The organism is Marinobacter sp. PE14 (assembly GCF_053566155.1).
Window position 1 is genome coordinate 123,923 of sequence record NZ_JBQXNY010000002.1, and the last position, 25,297, is coordinate 149,219.

25 protein-coding genes are annotated in these 25,297 nt (G+C 58.9%); 7 read left to right on the plus strand and 18 right to left on the minus strand.

What is annotated here, in order from left to right; genetic code table 11:
- Window positions 1–2 precede the first annotated feature (2 nt).
- Window positions 3–992: an L-threonylcarbamoyladenylate synthase gene (locus ACWJ62_RS06475; protein WP_449285440.1), complete on the plus strand. Its 990-nt coding sequence runs from the start codon at window positions 3–5 to the stop codon at window positions 990–992.
- Here the strand turns inward: ACWJ62_RS06475 and nei are convergent.
- The gene (gene nei, locus ACWJ62_RS06480; protein ID WP_449285441.1) at window positions 989–1,831 is read right to left on the minus strand and encodes an endonuclease VIII; all 843 of its coding nucleotides are present in this window, start codon (window positions 1,829–1,831) and stop codon (window positions 989–991) included. The genes ACWJ62_RS06475 and nei overlap by 4 nt on opposite strands.
- A gap of 170 nt (window positions 1,832–2,001) precedes the next feature.
- On the opposite strand from nei, the gene ACWJ62_RS06485 reads away from it, so the two are divergent.
- Window positions 2,002–2,388: a hypothetical protein gene (locus ACWJ62_RS06485; protein ID WP_449285442.1), complete on the plus strand. Its 387-nt coding sequence runs from the start codon at window positions 2,002–2,004 to the stop codon at window positions 2,386–2,388.
- Between the two features lie 30 nt (window positions 2,389–2,418).
- On the opposite strand, the gene ACWJ62_RS06490 is transcribed toward ACWJ62_RS06485, so the two are convergent.
- Window positions 2,419–2,706, minus strand: a complete 288-nt coding sequence (locus tag ACWJ62_RS06490) for a hypothetical protein (RefSeq protein ID WP_041645974.1) — start codon at window positions 2,704–2,706, stop codon at window positions 2,419–2,421.
- A 91-nt stretch (window positions 2,707–2,797) separates the two neighbouring features.
- Entirely contained in the window at window positions 2,798–3,445 is a 648-nt protein-coding gene (locus ACWJ62_RS06495; protein ID WP_449285443.1) for a hypothetical protein, read from the minus strand.
- Between the two features lie 131 nt (window positions 3,446–3,576).
- Between ACWJ62_RS06495 and ACWJ62_RS06500 the strand changes: the two genes are divergently transcribed.
- Together ACWJ62_RS06500 and ACWJ62_RS06505 are read left to right on the plus strand one after the other, a co-directional pair.
- Complete coding sequence (locus ACWJ62_RS06500) at window positions 3,577–4,527, plus strand: hypothetical protein (RefSeq protein WP_449285444.1); 951 nt, start codon at window positions 3,577–3,579, stop codon at window positions 4,525–4,527.
- A gap of 94 nt (window positions 4,528–4,621) precedes the next feature.
- Window positions 4,622–4,942, plus strand: coding sequence for a hypothetical protein (locus ACWJ62_RS06505; protein ID WP_449285445.1), 321 nt, complete (start codon window positions 4,622–4,624; stop codon window positions 4,940–4,942).
- An 11-nt stretch (window positions 4,943–4,953) separates the two neighbouring features.
- Here the strand turns inward: ACWJ62_RS06505 and ACWJ62_RS06510 are convergent, their stop codons facing one another.
- From ACWJ62_RS06510 to ACWJ62_RS06535, 6 genes are all read right to left on the minus strand, one after another.
- A complete protein-coding gene (locus ACWJ62_RS06510) occupies window positions 4,954–6,756 on the minus strand; it encodes an AMP-dependent synthetase/ligase (RefSeq protein WP_449285446.1) in 1,803 nt (600 codons plus the stop codon).
- Entirely contained in the window at window positions 6,753–7,562 is an 810-nt protein-coding gene (locus ACWJ62_RS06515; protein WP_014579207.1) for an ABC transporter ATP-binding protein, read from the minus strand. Before ACWJ62_RS06515 ends, ACWJ62_RS06510 begins: the two co-directional genes overlap by 4 nt.
- Window positions 7,563–7,570: 8 nt before the next feature.
- Window positions 7,571–8,779 (minus strand): ABC transporter substrate-binding protein, encoded by a 1,209-nt coding sequence (locus ACWJ62_RS06520; RefSeq protein WP_449285447.1) that lies wholly within the window; start codon window positions 8,777–8,779, stop codon window positions 7,571–7,573.
- A gap of 71 nt (window positions 8,780–8,850) precedes the next feature.
- A complete protein-coding gene (locus ACWJ62_RS06525; RefSeq protein ID WP_449285448.1) occupies window positions 8,851–9,894 on the minus strand; it encodes a branched-chain amino acid ABC transporter permease in 1,044 nt (347 codons plus the stop codon).
- Window position 9,895: 1 nt separating this feature from the next.
- Entirely contained in the window at window positions 9,896–10,774 is an 879-nt protein-coding gene (locus ACWJ62_RS06530; protein ID WP_014579204.1) for a branched-chain amino acid ABC transporter permease, read from the minus strand.
- Window positions 10,774–11,589: an ABC transporter ATP-binding protein gene (locus ACWJ62_RS06535; protein WP_449285449.1), complete on the minus strand. Its 816-nt coding sequence runs from the start codon at window positions 11,587–11,589 to the stop codon at window positions 10,774–10,776. The genes ACWJ62_RS06530 and ACWJ62_RS06535 overlap by 1 nt, the downstream gene beginning before the upstream one ends.
- 250 nt (window positions 11,590–11,839) lie before the next feature.
- Between ACWJ62_RS06535 and ACWJ62_RS06540 the strand changes: the two genes are divergently transcribed.
- Window positions 11,840–12,634, plus strand: a complete 795-nt coding sequence (locus ACWJ62_RS06540) for an enoyl-CoA hydratase/isomerase family protein (protein ID WP_449285450.1) — start codon at window positions 11,840–11,842, stop codon at window positions 12,632–12,634.
- Here the strand turns inward: ACWJ62_RS06540 and ACWJ62_RS06545 are convergent.
- Window positions 12,614–13,804, minus strand: a complete 1,191-nt coding sequence (locus ACWJ62_RS06545; protein ID WP_449285451.1) for a diguanylate cyclase — start codon at window positions 13,802–13,804, stop codon at window positions 12,614–12,616. The genes ACWJ62_RS06540 and ACWJ62_RS06545 overlap by 21 nt on opposite strands.
- A 141-nt stretch (window positions 13,805–13,945) precedes the next feature.
- Between ACWJ62_RS06545 and nfsA the strand changes: the two genes are divergently transcribed.
- Complete coding sequence (nfsA, locus tag ACWJ62_RS06550) at window positions 13,946–14,683, plus strand: oxygen-insensitive NADPH nitroreductase (protein WP_449285452.1); 738 nt, start codon at window positions 13,946–13,948, stop codon at window positions 14,681–14,683.
- A 3-nt stretch (window positions 14,684–14,686) separates the two neighbouring features.
- On the opposite strand, the gene ACWJ62_RS06555 is transcribed toward nfsA, so the two are convergent.
- From ACWJ62_RS06555 to ACWJ62_RS06570, 4 genes are read right to left on the minus strand one after another with little or no spacing between them, the layout of a single operon-like run.
- Window positions 14,687–17,503 carry an FAD-binding and (Fe-S)-binding domain-containing protein gene (locus ACWJ62_RS06555; RefSeq protein WP_449285453.1) on the minus strand — a complete coding sequence of 939 codons (2,817 nt, stop codon included), beginning with the start codon at window positions 17,501–17,503 and terminating at the stop codon, window positions 14,687–14,689.
- Window positions 17,500–18,171, minus strand: coding sequence for a LutC/YkgG family protein (locus ACWJ62_RS06560; RefSeq protein ID WP_449285454.1), 672 nt, complete (start codon window positions 18,169–18,171; stop codon window positions 17,500–17,502). Before ACWJ62_RS06560 ends, ACWJ62_RS06555 begins: the two co-directional genes overlap by 4 nt.
- Complete coding sequence (locus tag ACWJ62_RS06565; RefSeq protein ID WP_449285455.1) at window positions 18,168–19,619, minus strand: LutB/LldF family L-lactate oxidation iron-sulfur protein; 1,452 nt, start codon at window positions 19,617–19,619, stop codon at window positions 18,168–18,170. The genes ACWJ62_RS06560 and ACWJ62_RS06565 overlap by 4 nt, the downstream gene beginning before the upstream one ends.
- Window positions 19,616–20,455, minus strand: a complete 840-nt coding sequence (locus ACWJ62_RS06570) for a (Fe-S)-binding protein (RefSeq protein WP_449285456.1) — start codon at window positions 20,453–20,455, stop codon at window positions 19,616–19,618. Before ACWJ62_RS06570 ends, ACWJ62_RS06565 begins: the two co-directional genes overlap by 4 nt.
- A gap of 217 nt (window positions 20,456–20,672) precedes the next feature.
- Here ACWJ62_RS06570 and ACWJ62_RS06575 point away from each other — a divergent pair, with 217 nt between their 5' ends.
- Window positions 20,673–21,449, plus strand: a complete 777-nt coding sequence (locus ACWJ62_RS06575; protein ID WP_449285457.1) for an FCD domain-containing protein — start codon at window positions 20,673–20,675, stop codon at window positions 21,447–21,449.
- Between the two features lie 18 nt (window positions 21,450–21,467).
- Here ACWJ62_RS06575 and ACWJ62_RS06580 read toward each other — a convergent pair whose 3' ends face one another.
- From ACWJ62_RS06580 to ACWJ62_RS06595, 4 genes are read right to left on the minus strand one after another with little or no spacing between them, the layout of a single operon-like run.
- A complete protein-coding gene (locus ACWJ62_RS06580; RefSeq protein WP_449285458.1) occupies window positions 21,468–22,208 on the minus strand; it encodes a ParA family protein in 741 nt (246 codons plus the stop codon).
- A 12-nt stretch (window positions 22,209–22,220) separates the two neighbouring features.
- A complete protein-coding gene (locus ACWJ62_RS06585) occupies window positions 22,221–22,976 on the minus strand; it encodes a putative 4-mercaptohistidine N1-methyltransferase (protein ID WP_449285459.1) in 756 nt (251 codons plus the stop codon).
- A gap of 37 nt (window positions 22,977–23,013) precedes the next feature.
- Window positions 23,014–23,844: an ethanolamine ammonia-lyase subunit EutC gene (gene eutC, locus ACWJ62_RS06590; protein WP_449285460.1), complete on the minus strand. Its 831-nt coding sequence runs from the start codon at window positions 23,842–23,844 to the stop codon at window positions 23,014–23,016.
- Window positions 23,841–25,241, minus strand: coding sequence for an ethanolamine ammonia-lyase subunit EutB (locus ACWJ62_RS06595; RefSeq protein WP_449285461.1), 1,401 nt, complete (start codon window positions 25,239–25,241; stop codon window positions 23,841–23,843). The genes eutC and ACWJ62_RS06595 overlap by 4 nt, the downstream gene beginning before the upstream one ends.
- Window positions 25,242–25,297: the final 56 nt, after the last annotated feature.

Below are 25,297 nucleotides of genomic sequence, written 5' to 3' on the forward strand. Positions count from 1 at the left end.
TTATGACCTCAACCATCAAGTTAGACGCAACACAATCAGCTGACGTTGAGAAAGCCGCCAGCCTGCTTCTTGCCGGCCACGTCGTCGCTGTGCCCACAGAAACGGTGTACGGGCTTGCGGCCGATGCCAGCAACGATCAGGCGGTTCGAAACGTGTTCGAGGCGAAACAGCGCCCGGTCGGACACCCTCTGATCGTGCATGTGGCATCACCGGAAAGAATCAGCCTCTGGGTCGACCAGATCCCGGAGACGGCCATGCAGCTGATCCAGGCATTCTGGCCCGGCCCGCTTACGCTGCTACTGCCAAAGAAAAGCGGCGTCAGCGACTTCATTACCGGCGGCAATCCGGGCGTGGCGGTCAGGATGCCGGCGCACCCGGCCACGCTGGCGACCATGCAACGGCTTGGCAGGGATCTTGTCGCCCCGTCCGCCAATCCCTATGGCAGGATCAGCCCGACCACCGCAGAGCACGTACTCGCGGGACTGTCCGGGAAAATCGAGGCAGTTCTGGACGGCGGAGACTGTTCGGTAGGCATTGAATCCACCATTGTCGATCTGACCGGCGACACGCCAGTCATTGCCAGGCCCGGGCAGATCGCACAGAGCGATATAGAAGCCTGCCTAGGAATCAAGCTCGCCCAAGGCAAAGGTGCCAGCCAGGCGGTGCCAGGGAGCGTAAAGCGCCACTACCAGCCTGTCACACATACCGTTGGAGTGGCCACGGATCGGTTCGCCGGGCTTCTGCCCGAAGTCACACCCGCAGGCGAAAAAATTGGCGTTATCTGGTGGCAGTCTCCACCGGGCGAGCTGGCATCCGAGTCCATTATGCTCAGCGCCGATCCGAACGAGTACGCTCGCATGCTTTACACCGCAATGCACTCGATGGACAAGGCGAACGTCGATCGAATCGTGATTGAGCTTCCGCCCCGGGAAAGCCAATGGCTGGCCGTCCACGATCGGCTGGGACGGGCCTGTACCGAACATTTCGCCTAAGCCGGCACACCCTGGCACTCAGGGCAATAATACAGCCGCCGGCTGGCCATCGTGGTTTTAACAAGGGGCGACGCGCAATCGTGGCAGCGTTCACCATCGCGGTTAAACACCATGTGCCGGCGCTGCCCAAACGTCCACCCCTCCTGTTTGAGCCGCTCTGCACGGTCGGGCGGATTGGTGATGCCTTTTAGCCGATAGGTTCGCTGAACCAGGGTCAGAATCGCCTCGGCCAATCCTGACTGCTGATCGGCATCCAGATCACGAGGCCGTGCACGCGGTGAGATACCCGCCTCAAAGAGGATTTCCGAGCGGAGATAATTACCGATTCCGGCAACGAACGCCTGGTCCAGCAGCAAACCACCCAGGTTCCGGCCACGGAAACGCTTGTCATCAAACACCGCCAACAGTTGATCGACGCTGACATCCTGATTGAGAGGGTCCGGCCCCAGCCGTGACAGATAGGGCACCTCACTTAATTCATCGGGCCGAACCAGTTGGATGTCGGAGGCACTGTATAACCGGGCCGCTTGCTTCGGACCTATAATGGCAAATCGCAGTTGCCGATTTGTTCTCGGTTCCCGATCGGGTTTACCCATGCGCCACTTGCCATACAACTGGTTGTGGCTGTAAACGCACCAAGGCCCGTCTTCATCTGTGGCCTCAAAAAACACCAACACGGCTTTGCTCCGCGCTTCCACTCTCTCGACTCTGCGTCCCCGAAGGGCACTCTCGAAAGGTTTCAGGTGTTCAAAGGCAAAAAACACAGATTGCGCTGTCTTGCCGCCAACGGCCTTATGAATGTCATCGACCATGCGGCGTATTTCGGGACCTTCGGGCATACTCGTTTCCGCTCCTGACCGGTCTATCTGCAATACAGGTGAGCTTTACCCTACGTTGCATCCAGCAATTCGGAGTTGTCGGGTCACAAAGTTTTGTCCGGATCCGGGTAAGCCCTTTGCCCAACCTGCTCGTAGGTTTTGGTGTAGCTAAGCCACGAGCAAAGTGAGTCATGAAAGACACCAAGCTGGCCCTGTTCATTGCAGCGATTCTGATTGTGTTGGCGGCGGCGACAAGGGAGGAACCGGCTGCCTCGGAAAGCCTGGCGAAGACCCAGGTTGTACCTATGGTATTTGCCGAAGCGCTGGGCGCTGATCAGTGGCCACCCTCGATGAAGGAGCGGTTTCTGGAAGACCCGGAGAACCAGATCAGAATGAGTCGGACTGACAAGATATTGAGGGATGAACGTGGCCCCGATGAGTGGTTGCCGGCTTCGGGTCAATGCGATTACATGGGCAGGTTCATGGCGGTGATGGAGCGTTACCGGCTCCATCACCGCGAGCCCCAATGGCGGGGCTGGCAAACCAAACGACAGCGCTGCTACACCCAGTTTCAGTAGACGCAGCCTGCCGTTCCTGAACTAAGCGGCCTAGCGCTTGTTGTCAGGGCCAATCAGATCGGAAAGCCGCTCGCGCAGGCTGTCGATGTTGTCTTCACCGCTCTGCTTGAGTTCGTCCAGTTTTTTTCGGCCATCAGAAATTTTATTCTCAACCGAACGCAATGCATCGGACGTGCTCTGCTGAATATCTGCGCTCGCCTTCTCGTTCTCGGCTTCGGCTTCTTTGGCTTTGGCCTTGGCTTTCAGGGAATCGGCCTGCTTTTCCCATTCTTCCAATTGGGTTTCGGCCTTTTTGATCAGTTCGTCTTTCAGCGACATAAAATGCCTCCGTTGCTCGATTAGCGAGTGATTGCCCCATCCTCAAGAAATAAAAATGGAAACGCAACCCGGGCCCAACTGATTTGCTGCCTCAGTCCGATTGCGACGATTGATCCGAGCTGTCGGACTCAGAGCTGCCCTTGCGCTCTGGCTGAAGTTCCTCTTCAACCCAGCGTCTAACCTCATGCCGATCCTTCCGGCGCACCAGCTGCTCGCTGTGAATGTTCCGAGGAAAAATCTCGGGCCTGCCCTCATGGCTCAGAGAAAAACTGCGCCGCACACCAACCGGATACTTTGTGGGCCCGTGAATCACGGCGGCCCGGATTTCCACGTCGGTGATGTCCTCAAACAGGTAATCACTTTCACTTTCTTCACTGCGACGTCCCAGGATGATGTTCCTGAACGAGCCCAACACCAGATAGCCACCGGGCTGCAGTGGTCCCTGGCGCAACACCTGGTGCACGTTGGCATCGTCCGCGCCGACACGGCGATACTCGGTCACCGTCATGATCTTCTGTTCGCCCGCTCGGGTGTAGAGGACCACCTGAACGCACTGCACGTGCACCGTTTCCTTGCCCATGTTCACCAGCAGACACAGGGCATCCGGGTTTTCATTCTGGGCGTGGTGAATCACAAGGTATGGGCGGTTGTTTCGTTTGTACTGCAGGAAAAACAGCTGGAAGTAGACAATCCAGACGATCGCCATGATGGCGCTGCTGACAGGCGCGATATAATCCATCTATCCGTTCCCTCTCATCCATATCAATCAATACGCTAGCTCGCTTTACCTGATTTTTACACCCCATTGACGGAGCCTTCCTGAAAACCCTGCGATGATCCTGAACAACAGGATCGATTCGGGAGTCGTTTATGGCAACCAGCAAAGCCATGCTGATACTCAGTGTTCTCTTGCTCGCACTGACCGGGTGCAAGGTCACTACCTCTGACAGTCACCATTACCCGGATTCTGGTGGCTTCGTCTCCGGCCTTTTCTACGATGCACGGGATACCGGCCGGCACTACCCTTCCGGCGCCTGGTCATTAACCCGCTATACCGAAGCATGCCGAAATGAACCTCTGTATTTCGAAACCCACAGCGGCCGGGTTCGGGTCTATGGCTCGCCGGCCTACAGTGAGACCTCGTTCCGGGCCGCGGCTTCAGAGCTTGAACGTCGAATCGACGGCGTGCTCTCCCGGTTCCAGTTGCGCTGGTCCGAATTTGTCGAGGACCGCAGCGCCGCCGCTCCTTATCCCCGCCAGGTGATCGGCTGCCTCAGCCCCGAGGTGCCGCACAGCGAGTTTGCGTCTGCCTCAATGGCCGCTGTGGCGTTCAACCCTTATTTTGGCCAGTGGCCCTATGAGACGGGACAGATCGTCGCCCACGAACTGGCCCATTTCGTCCAGGAAAACCTGTCACGGTATGACGCCGGTTACAGTCTGCTGCCTTACTGGTTTGCAGAGGGACAGGCCGTTGTTGTGGCAGGAGAACCCGTTGCCGAGGTCTATCGGCACTATGACTACGATCCTCTCCGGGACGTCACTCCCGATGACGCTGCAAACACTCCTTACCGATTCGAGCATTACGGGCTGGCCTACCGCTACCTGGAAAAGGCCAATGGCGCCCTTGCGATGACGGTATTGCTGGAAATGGTGCAGGTGTTGGACTGGGACGGCGGATTTTATGGTGAGATCAGCACCGGAGAGTCCCGGGCCTTTGTGGAAGCATTCAATTCGGCAAGTTTGGTAGACCACCGGAATAACTATCTGAGTTTCCAGAGATTTCGGAGTGACTACCACGACCTTCTGAACAGCAGTTATTAGCCAGTACCGGCCTGAACTGGATTAAATCTGTCCAATCAGGGATAATTTCGACCGTTTTTCAACCAGTACTGTTGTCGTTGGGTAGTCTCTGGTCATGACCATTTACAGTGTTCTTCAATTAGTTATTTTTTCGGTCCTGTTGTTTAACACCGTGCACCTGATGCCGGCCTTCGGCCGCCTGCTCAAGGGTGCAGAGTCGGCTCTCCAGTCCGGGTATCTGTGCGCGATGCTCACCATGCGCCTGGCTCGCAATATCCTTGGACTGATCCTGGTAACCGCCAGCACCGCGCCCAACCCGGAAATTCACGCCCTGGTGCCCAAGGGTATCCTGCTGTTCCTGGTTCTGGCACTCATTAACGCCGCCCTGACCCAGTACATGGAACGAATTCGGGTGGAAGAAGGCGCTCGTTTCTAGGCGCCTCACTGTCAGGCGTAAAGCGATTCGATCACGTCGGTGTATTTTTCGTAGATATTGCTCCGGCGGACTTTCATGGTCGCCGTTACTTCGTCGTCGTCGTGGTCCAACTCCTTGGCAAGCAGGTGGAACCGTTTGATCTGTGCCACTTGAGGTAACTGGTTGTTGCCCCGGTTCACTTCCGCCTGGATCAGTTCGTTCACCCGTTCCTGCTCGGTCAGGCTCCGGAAGGTGGTGTAGGCAATGCGCTCCTGCTCTGCCCACTTGGCCACCGTGTCGAAATCGATCTGGATCAGCGCAGACACGTACTTTCTGGACTCACCGATCACAATGCATTCCTTGATATAGGGACTGGCCTTGATGGTGTTTTCGATCTCCGTCGGTGAAAGATTCTTGCCCCCGGCGGTGATCATGATGTCTTTCAGTCGGTCGACAATCTTGAGCTGGCCATCCCGCCATTCACCCACGTCGCCGGTGTGCAGCCAACCGTCTTTCAGAGTTGAAGTCGTGGCCTCGTCGTTCTTGTAATACCCCTTGAACATACTGCCACCGCGCATGATGATCTCGTTGTGTTCTCCAAGCGTTACCTCAACCCCGGACACAGCCACACCCACTGTTCCCAGGCGTACGTCATCAACCGGTTGCGCCGTGGCAACGCCGGTGCTCTCCGTCTGGCCATAAACCTCTACCAGGGGAATGCCGATGGTCCGGAAGAACTCCAGTATGCCGGTGGATATCGGGGCTGCCCCGGTGAGCGCAATGCTGCATCGGCGCAGGCCGATAAAATTCTGCAACGCGCGCAACACGAGCCAGTAGCTGATGCCGTATAGGCATTTTTCCTTGAGGTTCCAGTCTGAGCGGGGCTTAGTGGCCATGGGCGAACACACCCGGATCGCCCAGTTGAACAACCCCTGCCGCAACCGTCCGGTCTCCTGAATCTTGATGTAGATGGACGAGTGCAGTTTCTCCCAGATCCTCGGCACGCCCAGGAAAAAGGTCGGCGCTATCTCGCGCAGATCCTCCTGGATAGTCCTCAGGCTTTCGCCAAAGCTGACCGTGCTACCGACATAGACCGGTGCAATGTTGGTAAAAGCCTGTTCTGCCACGTGGCAAAGCGGCAGGTAGGAGAGGCTGGAGCCCTGTTCGTCCGCCTGCAACAGCTCAATCAGCCCCGGAGCCGCGGCGTGCAGGTTGTGCCAACTGATCATTGCCCCCTTCGGTCGGCCGGTGGACCCGGAGGTATAGATCATCAGGGCGGTGTCATCCATTTGCTGGCTGTCCAGCAATTCATCCACCAGGCCGGGATGCTGCGTTTCGAATTCCCGGCCCCTGGCCTCGATATCCTCGAATGCCGCCGGCGGTTCCGGGTAATAGCGCAGGCCCTTCATATCAATGGCAATGCAGTGCTTCAATTTGGGCAAATCTGGCCAGGCTTCCAGCACCTTGTCGGTCTGTTCCTGGTCTTCACAGATCACAAATGCCGCGTCGCTGTGCTCCAGGACATAGGCCACCTCGTTCCAGGGACTGGTGGGATAGACCCCGACACAGATGCCCTGCACCAGGCCGATGCCCATCTGGGCGATGACCCATTCCACCCGGTTTTCCGAGATAATGGCCACGTGGCCACCCGGTTCGAGCCCCATGGCACGAAGCCCAAGCCCGAAGTGCCGGGCCCTACGGTAATAATCCTGCCAGGAATAGGCCTGCCAGATTCCGAAGTCCTTCTGGCGCAGCGCCAGGGCGTCCGGTCGCTCGAGTGCGTGGGCCCGGAGCATCTGTGTGAGAGTGAGGTCAGGTATGGAAGGCGTTGTCATGACAGCCACCGTTTACGGCGTTTGTAGTGCTTGATGTCTCGATAACTGCGGGCTTCACCTTCCTTGCCGCCCACACCCAGATAGAACTCCTGAACGTCCTCGTTGGCCGTGAGTTTGTCTGCCGGGCCGTCAATCACGATCTTTCCGTTCTCCATGATGTAGCCGTAGGAGGCGATCGCCAGCGACACCGCCGCATTCTGCTCCACCAGAAGAATGGCGGTGCCCTGCTCCCGGTTGATCCTGGCCACAATGGTAAAGATCTCCTCCACCAGCAGTGGTGCCAGGCCAAGTGACGGTTCATCCAGCATGATCAGGTCCGGCTGGGCAATCAGCGCCCGCCCCAGGGCCAGCATTTGCTGCTCACCGCCGGACAGATAACCGGCCAGCTGCTTACGGCGCTCCTTCAGTCTCGGGAAATAGTTATAAACCAGCTCGTAGCTGTCACTCAGGGACGGCTTGCTGCCACTGAGCGCGTAGGTGGCGGCAATCAGGTTCTCCTCCACCGTAAGGTCTTCGAACACTCGTCGGCCTTCCATAACATGAAAGAGTCCGTCGCGCACAAGCCGCTCCGGCGGAACGCCTTTTACATCCTTACCCCTGAAGCGCACTTCGCCGGCAGTGACTTCTCCATCTTCCAGGGTCAGCAGCCCGGAGACACTTTTCAGCGTGGTAGATTTGCCTGCGCCGTTGGAGCCGAGGAGCGCCACAATGGCACCCTTCGGCACCCGCAGTGACAGGCCCCGGAGGACCTGCACTGACTTGTTGTAGACCACCTCGATATTATCGATTTCCAGTAAGGCTTCCATACAGCCCCTCAGTCGAGGTGGATCCAGTCCGACACCGGCTCATAGCGGCCTTCGTCCGCGTTCACCCGCCAGATACGGCCTACCGGGAAGGACATGTCCCGCACGGTAACGGGAATCCCGATGATACCGCCGGTGTCCCAGTCCTCAATGGAGGCCAGGGCCTCTGCCATGTTGTCCCCGGTCAGCTCCTTACCGGCATCCAGGGTGCGTTTGACCACCTCGGTCCAGACCATGGCATTGAACCAGGCCTGCATGTAACCGGTGGGGCGATAGCCGGCTTCCGGGTCACTCTTTTCTGCCTGGGCACGGAGGGCGTCCAGCATCGGCCCGCTTTCCTCACTGTCGTAGTAGTTATAGGGCATCACGCCCATGTAACCATCAGCATCTGCACCCATCTTGTCGATAATCAGCTTGTCCGAAGACCAGAAGGTACCCATGAATTGGGTATCCAGGCCCATCTGGCGCATTTGCACCATGAACTCGTTGATCGGGGACAGCACGTAGCCGTGGAACACCACATAGTCCGGACGCACCCGACGCAGCTTCAGCACCTCGGCAGACACGTCTACGCTACCCGGCTTGGTGACAATCTCTTCCACCACTTCGATGCCCAGTTCGGCGGCGCGAGCCTTGCCATTCTCGATCGGGTCCTTGCCAAATTCGGTATCGCTGTAGACAAATGCCACGTTCGGCATATCGCCGTCCTCACCCTGGGAAGCGATGTACTCGAGGATGATCCCGAACATCTGGCTATAGTTCGGGCCCGGTATGAACTGATAGGGGTATTGCTCGTTATCGGTCAGCGCGGTCGCGAAAGAAGCCCCGCTCATCAGGGTATTGCCCTGGCTGTTGAGCTCCGAGGCAATGGCCTTCATGAAACCGGTGCTGTCGCCGTAATAGGTAGCCGGGGAACTGCTGCCGGAAATCTTTTTGAACGCCGCCACCGATCGGTCTACCTCATAGGCGGTGTCTTCCATGACATATTCCACCGGATGGCCATTGATGCCCCCCTGGCTGTTGATCCAGCTCGTGTAGTCGGTCAGACCGGCGTGGATGTGAATACCGGCGAAAGCAAAGACACCGGAAAGCGGAATAGAGCCGCCAAAAACGATAGGCTCTTTATCCTGAGCCATGGCCGGCGCTGCAACTGTCAGCGCAGCAACCAGGCTACCCAGCCCGGCAAGCCGGCGACCTTTCTTGAGGATGTTTCTGAACATGTTTCTTCTCCTTGCTGCTTCTTGTTGTTGGTGCTGCATGGGCTCTTCATACCAGGCCCGTTGAAACACGATTAATTCCGGAATGGCCACAAGCGGAAAAAACGGCGGATCCGGTGCCAGATCTCGGCCAGGCCATGGGGTTCAAAAATCAGGAAGCCCACAATCAGGGCGCCAAAAATGATTTCCAACATCGGTGACATAAACACCGGTGCATTGGGATAGAACGGGGTCAGCGCAGCAGTCAGCAGCTTCAGGGCTTCCGGCACCAGGGTCATGAAGGCGGCACCGAGAATGCCACCCAGCAGATTACCCATGCCGCCTACGATCACCGCCGCGAGGTAGAAAATGGACATGGAGAGCGGGAAGCTTTCCGGCGTCACCACCCGATAGAAATAGGCAAAGAGACCGCCGGCGACCCCGGCATAGAAAGAACTGAGCGCAAAGGACATCAGCTTATAGCGCAGCAGGTTGATTCCCAGAATCTCCGCGGAAATATCCCGATCACGGATGGCGATAAAGGCCCGACCGATTCTTGTCCTGAATACGTTTCTGGCACCCATCACCATCAACACCGCCAGCGGCACAATGATGAAATACATCATGAAGTCGCTTTGAAAGGTCAGCCCGAACAGGTGAGCGGGTTCCAGACTCAGACCGCCCATACCACCCGTAACCGACTCCCACTCGGCGAAGATAAAATGCAGGAACACGCTCGCCGCCAGGGTAGCAATGGCCAGGTACAAACCTTTAACCCGAAGCGAGGGTAGCCCCACCAGTATCCCGACGGCGGCGGCCATAAGACCGGCCAGCACCAGTGTCACCGGGAATGGCAGTGCCGTATTTATCGACAGCCACGCGACTGTATAGGCACCGACCCCCATAAACCCGGCCTGCCCCAGCGAAATAAGCCCGGTGAAACCGGTCAGGATATTGAGGCCGGTAGTACTGATCACCGCGATGCCGACCAGGCACCCCAGATAAAGAAGGTAGGAGTCCACCACAAAAGGGAATACCAGCAAGATCAGCAGGAAAAATCCCAGCCACAGCTTCTGGGTCTGGCTGGTCCAGATTGCCTCATCGGCCTCGTAACTCTGTTTTGCGTCACCGATGCGCATCTTAAACTCGCTCTATTTCGTGGGTGCCGAACAGGCCGTAGGGGCGGATTACCAGGATGATCGCCAGCACCAGGAAGGTTGCCGGCATCCGGTATTCGCCGCCCAGATAGGCGCCCGCGACGGTTTCCAGCCAGCCGATAAACACCCCGGCTACCAGCGCTCCGAGAATGCTATCCAGACCGCCAACGATCACGACCACCAGCACACTGAGGCCGATGATTCCGAATTGCGGGCTCAGCCCGCCGGTAGCTGCAACGAGAACACCGGCCAATGATGCGGCAAGGGAACCAAACACCCACGCCATGTTGAAGACCCGGCGCACATTGATACCCATGGAGTAAGCCGCCGCCTGATCCGAGGCGGTTGCCCTGAGGGCAACGCCGCCCCGGGAGAACCGGAAGTAGAGCAGGTAGACAATCAGAAGGGCCGACCCGATAAGAAAGCCGTAGGCAATTTTGGGAGCCAAATAGAGCTCGCCAATAAACACCGGCTCACGAGGCAGGAAATTCGGCAACAGCTGCGGATCAGCCGTCCAGATGAACTCCACCAGCCCCACCAGGATGCTCGCAATCCCTATGGTTACCATCACCACTGAAATCGGCGACTCGCCCAGCATTGGCCGGATCATGGTCTTCTCAATCACGCCACCGAGAATACTGCCGCCGATAACAGCCAGAGGGAGAGCAATCCAGGGCGACATTTCCATGCCACCCGCAAACGCCAGAAACAGGTAAGCCGCGAACATCATGATTTCGCCAATGGCGAAATTGATCACTCTGGTCGCCTTGTAGATGATCACAAAGCCCAGAGCGATGAGGGCGTAAAGCCCGCCCATGGCAAGGCCCGCCAGGCTGATTTCGCCGAAGAACAACCAATCCATCAGGCGGCCTCCCCCTCGGCATTGAGTTTCTTGCGCAGGCTCTCGATATCGCTGTTGCCAAGGTACGCCTTGATGACCTCTGGGTTGTTCTGAACGTCCGCTGGCAATCCCTCGGTGATCACCTGACCAAAGTTCAGAACGGCAATGTGGTCTGAAATATCCATCACCATGCCCATATCGTGTTCCACCATCAGCACAGTGACGCCCCACTCTTCCCGAATGTCGAGGATAAACCGGGCCATATCCTCCTTTTCTTCCCGATTCATACCCGCCACCGGCTCATCCAGCATCAACACTTTTGGCTGCATGGCCAGCGCGCGGGCCAGTTCAACCCGTTTTTGCAGCCCGTAGGAAAGGCTCGCCACCGGCTGCCGGCGGATGTGGTCTATTTCCAGGAAATCGATGATCCGCTCTTCCACCTCTTTGCGGACGGCCATTTCCTCACGCCGGGCCGGGCCGAAATAGGCCAGGGCACTGAGCAGACCGCTCTTCATGTGCACATGGGCGCCCAGCTTGATGTTATCGAGGACGGTCATACCCCGGAACAGGGCAATATTCTGGAAGGTTCGGGCCAGGCCAAGTGCGGCACGCTTCGGCGGCTTGATATTGCCCGCAAGAGCCTCCCCCTGATACCGGATGGTGCCCTGCTGGGGCTTGTAAAAACCGGAGATGCAGTTGAAGAGCGAGGTCTTGCCAGCGCCGTTCGGTCCGATAATCGTGGTTACGGTGTTCTCAGGCACCCGAAAACTGACGTCCTGCAGCGCTTTCACACCACCAAACGACAGAGAAAGGTTGCTGATTTCAAGGATGCTCACACTACCTCCCGGCACCCCTGGCGCCGGGTACACAAGCACGTGAACACGCCCTGCCGTTACCCATCTCACGCCCGAAGATGATTGTAATTTTTGTTTTTTCTTGTGGTCGGGGTTAGCCCCGATCCAGATTTAAAGTAGTCCATTCAGGCAACATTAGGCAAACCGCTCTATCCTGTTACCCGACAGACAACAACAATCTGTACGCAGGTTTCTGATCTTCAGACCTGCCGTATCGGGAGGGCAATTCACCATGACAGACACACTGGTAACCACCGCATTTGATACCGAAACAGGGGTAGCCAGAGTAACCTTCAATCGCCCTGAGGCCCTGAACGCCATCAATGTATCCCTGGCAGAAGCCTTCCTCGCGGCAGTCCAGAACATCAATGATCTTTCCGGCGTTCGTTGTATCGTTCTGACAGGCGCGGGGCGAGCCTTCATGGCAGGTGGTGACGTAGCCAGCATGGCTGGAACGTCGGAGCAGGCAGGGGCAGCCATCAGCGCGATCCTGGATGCCGTTAATCCCGCCATCCTGTTGCTCCGCAGCATGGACGCACCGGTTATCGCTGCGGTCAGGGGCGTAGCCGCCGGCGCAGGGCTCAGTCTCACGCTGATGGCCGATCTGGTGATCGCCGAGGAAGACGCGAAATTTCTGGTGGCCTACAACGGTATTGGCGCGGTTCCGGATTGCGGCGGCAGCTGGGCCCTGGCCCACAAGTTGGGCGCGGGTCGGGCGGCGGAGCTGATGTTGCTGGGACGCACCCTAAATGCCGGCGAAGCAAAAGACTGGGGTATGGTCAACGAGGTCGCCCCGGCAAGCGAATTTGAGAACCAGCTCAATCGGATGACCGAAAAAGTCGCCAAGGGACCAACCCGGGCTTATGGTGCCTTTCGCCAACTGATCGATCGTGCCAACGGTGACCGGTTGGCCGCCCACCTGGAGGCAGAGCGCGCGGCCTTCCTTGAAATGACCCGAACCGAGGATTTTGCCGAGGGCGTGTCGGCGTTTCTGGCCAAACGGCCGTCAGGTTTTCGCGGCCGCTGACGTCGTCACAAATTCGGCCCGGTTGCGGCCATTGTCTTTGGCCTGGTAAAGCGCCCTGTCCGCTGAAGCCATGACGTCCTGGAAGGCCGCGTGCTCCAGAGCAATAGAGGCGCCGCCAATGCTTGCAGACAGGTGGACTGGAACACCGTCAACCTCCCGACCGGCTTCAACAATGCGTTGCAACAGACGCCCGGTTACCGCCTTGATCGCTTCCCGGTTGTTGTGGTTAAGGACGGCAGCAAACTCCTCACCGCCAACACGGCCAATGATGTCATCATCCCGGAGCTCGGCTTTCATCAGATTCGCCACAATTCTCAGTACTTCATCGCCGGTGGCGTGTCCCCAGCGGTCGTTGATCTGCTTGAAGTAATCAAGGTCGATCATAAGAACAGTGATCAGTGAACCCTCTTCCCGCGCCTTTTCAAACGCCAGATTGCCCTCCCGGTAAAACGCCCGTCGATTGAACAGCTGGGTAAGCCCGTCCCGCTCCGCCAGCGCGACCAGGGACTCTTCGGCACGGGTAAACGCCAGCAACGGGAGCGCCATGGCCGTAGCGCTCACCAGCAACAGATGGTTCACCAGAATCAGTTTCAGCAGCCCGTGCAGATCCAGCGGCGCACTCCCGGTCACGGAGACCGCAATCACCAATACCTGGACCATCATGAGGGTACCGTGGATGCCGAACAGCGTTTGCAGAATCCGCAGAGGCAGCCGCGGTTTCCGTTCAATGGAAGCCAGACGATAGATCGCCAGGCTGAAGACCAGCGCAGAGAACAGTGCCGTCAGGAATCTGGCAGCAACCGGATCCCACCCTGTACCCACAACCAGGCCGAATAGATAGAGTAGAGACGCACCGTACAGAATACCGGACGAACCTCGGGTGCCAGCCACTGGCAATTGCATAAGGGCATGTATCCCTGCGAGGAGCAACAAGGGAGACCCGCCAAGAACCAGATGAGCCGCAAACTGCATAAGCCCGGGCGCTTCGGTTATCTCATTAACTACCGCTAACGCCGTGCCCGCCACAAAAGTGAGACAGGCCAGTGCCCAGAGCAGGAAACAACGTTCACGGTGGCGAAGATGGTAGATTGCCCAGAGCATGCCGCCGATCAGGAGGTTAATCATGACCGAAGTGACCAGCAGCGTTGGCAGGTGCATGTTCAGATCCATAAAGGCACAGCGTTCCAGGCTATACAACGGGATAGATCAGGGTATCAGCTTCCCACCGAGGCCTGCGCACGTGCCGTGTAGCGTTTGGTATGATAATTGTCACAGATTGACTCGACATCCATGCACTCACTGCGAGACTCCATGAATCCAACCATAGAACTTCTGAAATCCCATCGTTCGATACGCAAATTTACCGGCAAGAAAGTTCCCGAGGACCTGCTCCGGGAGCTGATCCGCGCGGGCCAGTGCGCCGCCACCTCGAACCATGTGCAGGCGTATTCGATCATTCACGTGATTGATCCGGATAACCGCCGGAAAATCGCCGAACTCGCGGGCGGACAGGACTACATCGCCGATTGCTCGGACTTTCTGGTGTTCTGTGCCGACATGCGGCGCTCTACCGATGCCGCCGGACGGGCCGGGGCCGAAGTGGTGCGCGGGATGACTGAGCAGCTTCTGGTTGCCACCATCGACACCAGCCTGATGGCACAAAACGTGGCCATCGCAGCGGAATCAGAGGGGCTGGGGCTGTGCTATATCGGGGGCATACGCAACAACCCCGCGGAAATCAGCGAAATTCTCCGGCTTCCCGAACATGTCTATCCGGTATTCGGTATGTGCCTGGGCTACCCGGACCAGAACCCGGAGGTGAAGCCCCGCCTGCCGGTGGAGGCGATTCTCAGGGAAGATTACTATTCCGATGCCCGGGACGAGGAGCTGGTCGCCGGGTTCGATCGCACCATGAACGAGTACTACCGGGAACGCACCGGTGGCAACAAGGACACCACCTGGTCCGAGCAGCTCAAGCCGCTGTTCACCTCGAAACTGCGGCCGCACATGCGCGACTTCCTGCGCAAATGCGGCTTCGAGATGAAATAACCGCTAGGTATTTGCTCGCGGCCTCGTGACCCGGTCAACCAGATACACGAGGCCGTGATAGTCGATACCGCTGTGCCGGCTGAGCCCGATCTCGCAGGTACGGCTGGTGGATATCCCTTCCTCACAGCCGGCCGTCTGCTCTGCCAGAGTTTTCAGAGAATGGGCGTTCAGTTCCGGCACATTGAAACCTTTGTCCCCGGCAAAGCCACAGCAGTGGATACCCTCGGGGACCACCACCTGGGTGCTGCACCGCCTGGCGATATCGATCAATCCCTGCGACTCCCCCAGGTGCTGGGTGCTGCAGGTGACGTGCACCGCCAGCGGGGTCTGTTCCGGCTCGAAATCCAGGCGCTCGTAGAGATAATCACGAATGAACCGGACCGGATCAAACAGCGTGAGCCCGGCTTCTTCGGCGGCATCGCGAATCTGCAGCGTGCAGGGACTGGTGTCGCAATAGATCGGATCTACGCCATTGCGGCTGGCCCGCAACAGCGCCGAAATTAGCTCTTCTTTCTTGGTCGCCGCCTGGTCCGGGTAGCCCTTGGAGGCAAACGGCTGGCCACAACACAGGCTGTCCAGTGCCTCGGGGTAGACCACCTGGTAACCGCCCTTCTCGAGCAGCCGTCGAGTGACATCGATCAACGGCTCCTGCGCCCTATCGCCGCGAGCCGGTCCCATGGTCCGGGACACACAGGCCGCCAGATAAACCACCCGGGGCCGGCCGTCGGACGGTTCCGGCGTTTTCGGTGAAACAAACCGCACCGGCTGGGGCAGACTCGGATCCCACTGGGCTACCCGACCACCAGACACCTTGCGAACGCCGCCACTGATACGGGTCAGCAGTGGCGCCCCCAGCAGTCTCTCGGCCGCAGAGGCGCTGGCCAGAACAAATCGGGTCGCTTTAAGGGCGCCGGAAAAATGTCGTGCCAGCTGATTGGCCACAGACTGACCGTTGGCCTTTTCACTGCGCAGCTTGCGCACCAGATCGCCGGTATTGATGCCGACCGGGCAGCGCTGGGCACAGAGACCGGTCGCGGCACAGGTATCCAGGCCGTGATACTGGTAGGCCTTTTCCAGTTCAGCCGTGTCTTCACCGGCACGGCGGCGAGCCTGGATGTCCCGCCAGATCACGATGCGCTGACGAGGCGACAGGGTCAGCCCTTCAGACGGACACACCGGCTCACAGAAGCCACATTCGATGCACTTGTCCACCAGCGGATCGGCCTCCGGAAGAGGCTTCAGATTCTTGAGGTGGATCTGGGGATCTTCCGAGAGCACCACATCCGGGTTGAGCAGGTTCTCCGGGTCCAGCAGCCGCTTTATCTGCCACATCAACTGCCAGGCATCATGCCCCCATTCCAGTTCCACGAAGGGCGCCATGTTGCGGCCAGTGCCGTGTTCCGCTTTCAGAGAACCGCCGAATTCCACGGCAACCAGTTGCGCCACATCCTGCATGAAGGCTTCGTAGCGGGCGACTTCCGCGGGGTCGTCAAAGCCCTGGGGAAACACAAAGTGCAGGTTGCCCTCCAGGGCGTGGCCAAAGATGATCGCGTCGTCATAGCCATGCTTCACGAACAGCGACTGGAGGCGGGTGACCCCCTCGGATAGCTGATCAATCGGGAAGGTCACATCCTCGATGATCACGGTCGTACCGTTCGGTCGCACCGCACCCACGGCGGGGAACGTGCCCTTACGAATGGCCCACAGTTGATCAGACACTTTGGCGTCGCGGGTGAAATCGACCTGCTGCTCCAGTGGGAACTCAGCGAGGGCCTGCCTGATTCGGGTCAGCTGTTCATCCAGTATTTCCGATGATGAGGCCCGGGTTTCCACCAGCAGAGCACAGGCATTCTCCGAGACATCATGAATCCAGTCCGGCAGGCCGGGCTTGTCCTGAACCGAGCGCAGGCTGCGACGGTCCAGCAACTCCACGGCCGCTACCGGTTGTGAACGCAGCACCGACGCCGCCCGACAGCAGCTTTCGGCATCCCGAAACACCAGCAGGGCGGTGGCCTTGTCCGGATACTCGGGTACGGTGTTGTAGGTCACTGCGCTGACAAAACCCAGGGTGCCCTCGGAACCCACCATCAGGTGCGTGAGAATCTCGAGAGGACAGGTAAAATCCACCAGGGCGTTCAGGGACAGGCCGGTGGTGTTTTTCAGGCGGTATTTATGACGAATACGCTCCGCCAGCTCGGGATTCTCCCGGGTATTGATGGCCAGCTTCTTCAGGGCTGCCAGGAGGTCCCCGTGGCTGTTGCGAAACGCCGAAACGCTTGCCGGATCCTCGGTATCCAGCACTGCCCCATCGGCCAGCACCAGCCGCATACCGGCCAGCGTGTGGTAGCTGTTCTGGGCGGTGCCACAGCACATGCCACTGGCGTTGTTGGCAACGATGCCGCCAATCTTGCAGGCGTTGATGGACGCAGGATCCGGTCCGATCTTGAAGCCCTTGGGTGCCAGCCAGGCATTGGCCTGGGCGCCAATCACACCCGGTTGCAGACGAATCTGACGGCCTTCTTCCCGGATGTCGTGGCCGTTCCACTGATCGCCCAGAACGATCAGGATCGAATCACTGATCGCCTGTCCGGAAAGGCTGGTACCGGCGGTCCGGAAGGTCACCGGCACCTTGTAGCGGCGGGCGATGGCCAGCAGATCGACAACCTCTGCTTCATCCTGAACCCGCACCACCACCTTTGGGATCAGGCGGTAGAAACTGGCGTCGGTTCCGAACGCAAGGGTGGACACCGGATCGTTAAAGACCCGGTTTTCGGGAATCCGTTGCCGGATATCGGCCAACACTTCCGGGGTAAAAGTCATGCGTCCTCCAGAACCAGCACAATGAGCTCACGGGGGCCGTGGGCGCCATAGGCCAGCACCTGTTCGATGTCCGCGGTCTTGGACGGGCCAGACACCAGCAGAACATTTGTTGGCAGCCCGGCCGCCCAGTCCTGAGCCACCATCATGTCATACAGATTGTCGTGAATCTCACTGGCCTTGAGCAGGGCAATATGTACCGGCGGCACCAGGCTCATCAGCCGCGGTTCGTGGCGATCCGGCCAGAGCACGAGTGTACCGGTGGCAGCGATACCGCCCAGGGTGCCAGTGAGGCTGGCCTCCACGTCCCAGAACAGCTCTTCTTTCCAGGCTTCCACCGGCTGGTCATAAGCCAGTAACTCGACCTTCTGCGCCGTGGCCTCGAAGTGAGCCTGCAGCGCCCGGCCATGTTCTTTCGCCGGCACGCACAACAGGTTGGTGAGGTTGCGTTTGTTCAGAAGTTCGGCCACCAATTCCGGCCAGTTGTCAGAACGGCACTGATGCACTTCAGTGTGAACCGCTTCCATGAGGCTGCGCAACCGGGCTAGCCGGTCTCCCGGAGCATAGCGCCAGGGCTTCGTCACCAGCTGCTCGTCGAACTCGTCGGGGCGGGGTGTTGTGCCGGCGAGGCGGTCTCTCAACTTACCAAGAATATTACCGCGGGCGCTCATGAGGACCGATCTCCGTTCTGATCAAGATGCCTGGCCGCCAGATCATGCAGGGAACGGCGGGCCGGCACAGGTGCGCTGTGATTCTCGGTCCAGGGGCCAGCCGTTTTCGGAGCCAGCGCCCGGAAGCGGGTCGCGGCCCAGAGAAAACTGCGATACAGCGCCGGCCGGGTATTGAGCATCTGCCAGCCACGCCAGATCCACCGCTCCGTCCGGGAATATTTGGCGCCGCCACCTTTCACCTTCTGCGGCTGCTCCGGATCCTTCACATTTTCTTGGCGCAAGCGTTGCAGCAACTCGGGGATCGGAATCTTCACCGGGCACACGTCCCCACAGGCACCGCACAGGGACGAGGCGCTGGGGTGATCAGGCACCTTGTGCAATCCAGCCATGTGCGGGGTGATGATCTTGCCAATAGGGCCTGGATAGACCTCGCCATAGGTGTGGCCACCGACCCGTGTATACACCGGGCAGTGGTTCATACAGGCGCCGCAGCGGATGCAGTTCAGGGTCTGGCGCATTTGGGCATCGGCAAAAGCGCCGGTGCGACCGTTATCCAGCAGCACCAGGTGCACCTCTTCCGGACCGTCCAGCTCGTCGGGCTTGCGGGGGCCGGAAATCAGGTTCACGTAGGTGGTAATGGGCTGGCCGAGGGCCGAGCGCGTCAGCAGGGACACCAGGGGCACCACGTCCCTCAGGTTCGGCACCACTTTTTCAATGCCCGTTACCGCAATGTGCACCGGTGGCGCCGTAGTGCTCATGCGCCCGTTACCCTCGTTTTCCACCAGCAGCAACGTGCCGGTTTCGGCGATGGCGAAGTTCACTCCGGAAACACCCACATCTGCTTCCATGAATTTCCGGCGCAGAGTCCGGCGACCAATCTGGATCAGCTGGTTAACGTCTTCGGTCTCCGGCTCACCCAGCTTGTCGTGGAAAAGCTTTGACACCTGACGGGCGTTCTTGTGAATCGCCGGCATGATGATGTGGGAAGGTTTTTCGTTGTCGAGCTGGACAATGTACTCACCCATGTCGGATTCCAGGCATTCGACGCCCCGCTCCGCCAGGTAGTCGTTCATCTCCATCTCTTCGCTGACCATAGACTTGCCTTTCACCACCTGGCTGCCCTTGCGGGCTTCGATGATGCCATGAACCAGGCTGTTGGCTTCCTCGACAGTCTCCGCCCAGTGAACCTTGACACCGTTTTCAGTGAGCTTCTGTTCAAGCTGCTCCAGTAAGTCTGGCAGTCGGGAGAGTGCACCGGCCTTGATCCGGTTACCCAGCTCCCGCAGCCCTTCACGCTCATCCGCATCGGGAAAGGCGTTCGCCCGCTTGGTCATCAGCGAATCCATGGCCACCCGGAAATTATTGCGCAGCTGGCCGTCCGCAAGGGCTTCTTCGGCACGGCCCCGGAAGTCCGGGGTCAGTTCGGTAACCGGAATACGCTGGCTCATGCCGCCTCCCCTGCACTGGCACCATTGATCCGCTCCCATAGGAAACTGGCCAGATGCCGACCCCGGAAGCTCTCTTTCTGTTTCACCAGAGAACCGTTGATGTTCATCAGACAGCCGCCGTCGGCGGTGACCATTTCGACCGCGCCGGAGTCAATCAGTGAGCGGGTCTTGTCTTTGACCATAGCCCCTGAGACTTCCGGCATCCGCACCGAGAAGGTGCCGCCAAACCCGCAGCATTCGCTTTCATGATCGTGATCAACGCGCTCGACCGCTCCAAGCTGTTGCAGAAGCTCGCGAGCATGGAGGTGGGTGTTCATTTCCCGGCGCGCCGAGCAGGAGGTGTGCAGGGCGATCTTGCTGGGCGCGCCACGGTCTGCCAGCTGCACCCGGCAAACTTTCAGCAGAAACTCGGTCAGCTCGAAGGTGCGCTCGGCCAGCGCCTCCACCCGCTTGAGCGTTTCCGGCTCGTCGGCAAAAAGCGACCGGTAATGATGCCGGAACATACCGGCACAGGACCCGGACGGCACCACGACCGGCAGGCCCGATCGATCGAGAATATCCAGCTGGGCACGGGCTACTGCCTTGGCCTCCTCCCGGTATCCGGAAGTCCAGGCGGGTTGCCCGCAACAGCTCTGCTCCTGCGGGAAATGCACGCGAACACCTGCCCGCTCCAGCAGGCGAATGGCATCCAGCCCGGCCTCCGGAAAGAACAGATCCACCACGCAGGTACCGAACAGCGTGACCGCTTCCGGCTTCTCCGGGTACTGCCGCTCGGGCTCCCGCTCGGGCGATACCCGGGTGGCATTGGGGGCGGCATCGTAAAACAGCTGGCTCATTGATTGCGCCTCAACACAGTCTCAAACAGACAAACTTTAAATTGGTAATACCAATTGACATTGCTTGATAACCAAGGTATTCGAGACCGGCTGTCGATGTCAAAATTTTTCGTGGAAGACTTCAGTCTGCACATGGAAAATACATCGGCGCTTGGCCTCAGGCTTGCCCTGTGTTATTGGTATTACCAATAAATTCTTAGACAGGAAATTCTTTCTTATGGACGTCGGACAGATCGCGCCTCGCAGACTCGCGGACACCATCGTGGAACAGCTGGAAACCATGATTCTGGAAGGCGCCCTGCAACCGGGCGAGCGGCTTCCCCCGGAACGGGTCTTGTCAGAGCAGTTCGGGGTGTCCCGCCCTTCCCTGCGGGAGGCCATTCAGCGGCTGACCGCCAAAGGCCTGTTGATCAGCCGCCAGGGCGGCGGCAACTATGTCACTGAATCCCTCGGTGGAAGTTTCAGCGATCCGCTGATTCCTCTGCTTGAAAACCGGCCAGACGCGCAACGGGATCTGCTGGAATTTCGCCGCACACTGGAAGCGGACTGCGCCTATTACGCAGCCTTGCGAGCGACAGAGGTCGACAGGGCCCACCTGAAAACCGCTTACGAGGCGCTGCAAGCCTGCTACGGCAGCGACAGGGACCGGGATCTGGAAGCAGAAGGCGCAGCCGATGCCCGCTTCCACCTGGCGATTGCCGAAGCGAGCCATAACGTGATTCTTCTGCACACCATCCGAAATCTCTTCAACATGCTGAAAAGCAATGTGGTTACCAACATCGGCGGCATGTACCGAAGAGAGGCGGAAACCCGGCAGGGCCTGGTGGAACAGCACCGGATGCTTTACGAAGCCATCACCGAAGGCAGGGCCGAGGAAGCCCGGGAGCTGGCCGGCAAGCACATTCAGTATGTTCAGCAAGTACTTTCAGAACGCAGTGAGAGCCACCGCCGACTGGAGCGTTCGCTGCGAAGGGACAAGCTCGCCCGATCCTGAGCGCGTGGGATCAGGGCCTCAGAGCAGGCGATTGATCTCCTTCCACAACCGGCGATAGGCGTCGGCGGCCACCGAGCCGGGCGCCAGCAGTTCCACCGGCGTGCCCTCCTCACCCATCTTCTCCACCACACTGGCGTTCGGGATAATGGTCTTCAGACCCTTGGGCAGAATCTCATCCTGGGCATTGATCAGTTCCCGGTGCAGGCCCTTCCGGCGGTCTGCCATGGAGTAGAACGGGTGCAGCTTCGATGGCTTCAGTTTCTTGTCCTTGGCAAATTCCTGCAGCTGCTTCCAGCTGTTCAGGGACAGCCAGGTGGGAATCACTGGCACGAACACTTCGTCGGCCGCTTTCAGCACCTGTTCGGAAAGCCGGGACAGCGACGGCGGGCAATCCAATACGACGAGGCTGGTTTCTTCAGACAGCGGCGCCAGCCACTGTTTGATCAGGTTACTGCCATCCTCCTGATCCAGCTTTACATCCAGGTTGCGGAAACTGGTGTGGGAAGGGATGAAATCCAGGTTTTCATAGCCGCTCTCGTGAATGAATTCGGCGATGGGCGTCTTGCCCTTGAGCAAGTGCGAGAGCTTGTGCCCTTTCACCTCATCGGCCCCCGCCAGATACCAGCTGGAGGCGCCCTGGGGGTCAAGATCCCAGAGCAGTGTGGGATAGCCGGCCTGGCTGGCCAGATAGGCGATATTCACCGCGGCGGCGGTCTTTCCGACGCCGCCTTTCAGGCTGTAAAACGCAATGGTCCTCATGTTGCCGCATCCTTACTGGCTTACTTTTTCCCAGACGGTCAGCTCTGAGAAGCTGTGCTGGAACTTGTTTCTCGTCTCCCTGATGACAAACGGCAGGCTCCAGGGTTCGAACAACAGCCGGAAATGGGGCGCCAACATCTCCCTGAGGCCGTCGAATGTCGAGAAATCTTCACCGTTCTTTTTGAACCCACCAACCCAATGTTCCTTCGGCGTGTACTCCTCCAGCCAGGTATAGGGCGAGGCAATCACCAGAAGCCCGAGCTCGTTAATCCGCTCATGAATGGTCTCCAGAAACAGCGATGGCTGGTACAACCGGTCGATCAGGTTGCCTGCGAGTACCAGATCATACCCGGTGAACTGAGATGGCAGATCGCAGGCGTCGCCCTGATGAAAAGACACGCGCTCAGCGGCCTCTTCCAGCCCGAGCGACGCAAGAGACTGGTCCTGGAAGGTCACCAGCTCACCCTCTTCTGGACGGGCATAGCGCACGCGTTTGTCCTGGGCCACTTCCTGGCACTTGTTGACGAACGCGTTGGAAAAATCGATGCCGTCCACGTGCCGGAAATGCCGGGCCAGCTCAAAGCTGGTACGGCCAACGGCGCAGCCGATATCCAGCGCACGATCCAGGGGCCGGCCATCCATGGCATGCATGGCGGCATCCGCCAGCGCCTTGGGGAAGTTGGCTTCACCATGCCACCGTTCGCCAAAGTGGAACTCCAGGTATTGGGCGAGCGTGGTGTCGTTTTCATAGTACTCGGCTTGCTGCAAAAGAATTCTCCTACCCTGAATGGTTCAACGGCTACATCTAGCGTAACAGGAAGTTGCCAATACCCTGATCAATAACCGTCTCTTCCGAGCGGTCCTTGAGGGGTACTCCGGAAACCTCCTGACGGCGAGCCTCCCTGAGCAGATACCCGAGCCGCCGACTCGCCTCCTCGAACGACAACCCCGACGGGCGGATGTTGGATATGCAGTTTCGGCTGGCGTCAGTCAGCCCGGGCTCCGGTGCCCAGGTCAGGTACAGGCCGAGGCTGTCCGGAGAACTCAGGCCGGGGCGCTCACCAATCAGCACCACAACACATCGGGCGTTAAGCCGGTGACCGACATCGTCACCAATCGCAACCCGTCCCTGAGAGACAACGGTCAGAGGCGCCAGTTCCCAGGTCTGATCATCGGCCTCAAGATTCGCCAGCAGCGCCTCGAGAAATCCCACGGCGTTCTCCTGTATGCCATAGGATGACAAGCCGTCTGCTACCACGAGAGCCAGGTCGACGGGTGAGTCACCTGTGTGGCCCAGACGGTCCAGCGCCTCACAGGATTTCTGGCTGAGCCTGCGCCCGAGATCCGGGCGTTGCAGGTAGGTTATCCGGTCGCTGGCCTGGCTTTGCAGATGAACCGGCTCATGGTGCAATAACGCTTTTCTCCGCTCGGTCAGTTCGGCCAGGTCCTTCATCAACGCTGGGGTATCCAATGGCAGATGGACCGCATCCCGTGCCTGGGCATGAGCGAGCTGAAACGCCAGCATCTCATGCGTGGGCAGGCTGATGCCGGCCCGGCCAAGACCAATCCGGGCATCGGTCCAGGCCGAGAGCCGGCGCCAGGGGTTGGCGATTACTGATGGCTTATGGCCAGTCATGATCCGACCCCTCCGGGCAAACTGGCCAGGCTTTTTCGGAAGGCTTCCGGCAATCCGTCTGCGGGCACCTTGCCTTCGGTATCGCGGAAAATCTGCATCCGGGTCAGCCACTGTTCAAATTCCGGTGCCGGCCGTTTATCAAGAACCCGACGCAGGTAAAGGGCATCGTGAAACGATGTGGTCTGGTAGTTCAGCATGATGTCGTCTGAACCGGGTATACCCATGATGAAATTACAGCCGGCCACACCAAGCAGGGTCAACAGATTGTCCATATCGTTCTGGTCCGCTTCCGCGTGGTTGGTGTAACAGATGTCACACCCCATGGGCAGGCCCAGCAATTTTCCACAGAAATGGTCTTCCAGACCGGCCCGAGTGATTTCCTTGCCGTCGAACAGATATTCCGGGCCGATAAAGCCCACCACGGTATTCACCAGAAGCGGGTCGAACTTGCGCGCCACAGCGTAGGCCCGGGCCTCGCAGGTCTGCTGGTCGATTCCATGATGGGCATCGGCGGAAAGCGCGCTGCCCTGGCCGGTCTCGAAGTACATCACGTTATTCCCAACAGTGCCTCGATTCAGCGAAAGCGCCGCATCCCGGGCCTCGGCCAGGATAGCCAGATCAAACCCGAAGCTCCGGTTGGTGGCCTCGGTACCGCCAATGGACTGGAACACCAGATCCACTGGCGCCCTCTGTTCGATGGCTTCCAGGGTATTGGTCACATGGGTCAGCACGCAGGACTGGGTGGGGATATCGTATTTACGAATCACCTCGTCCATCAGCTGCAACAGCCGGACACTCTGGGCCACGTTATCCGTGGCGGGATTGATCCCGATGACCGCGTCGCCACTGCCATACAACAGACCATCCAGAACGCTGGCGGCAATGCCGGTAATGTCGTCGGTCGGGTGGTTGGGCTGCAGACGTGTCGACATCCGGCCCGGCAGGCCGATGGTGCTGCGGAATGCGGTCTGAACCTGGCACTTGGCTGCCACCAGGATAAGGTCCTGGTTACGCATAATCTTGGCAACGGCCGCGGTCATCTCCGGGGTGATCCCGGCCCGGATTTTCACAAGCATTTCTGGCGTGGCCAGATCGCTGAGCAGCCAGTTCCGGAAATCGCCGACCGTCAGGTGAGAGACAGGTTCAAATGCCACGGAATCATGATCATCCAGAATCAACCGTGTCACTTCATCCTGCTCGTACGGAATGAGCGCTTCGCTCAGGAAAGTCTTCAGGGGCATATCCGCCAGAGCCATCTGGGCCACCACTCTTTCCTCTGCGGTGTGCGCGATTACCCCCGCCAGCCGGTCACCGGAACGCGCCGGTGTGGCTTTGGCCATCAACTCCGCCAACGATGCGAACTGCCACCGGCGGTCACCCAGACTGTACCGATACATTGCCCTCTCCCTGAGACCGTTGTTCTACTATCTTAGGTAATTATCATCCAGACAGA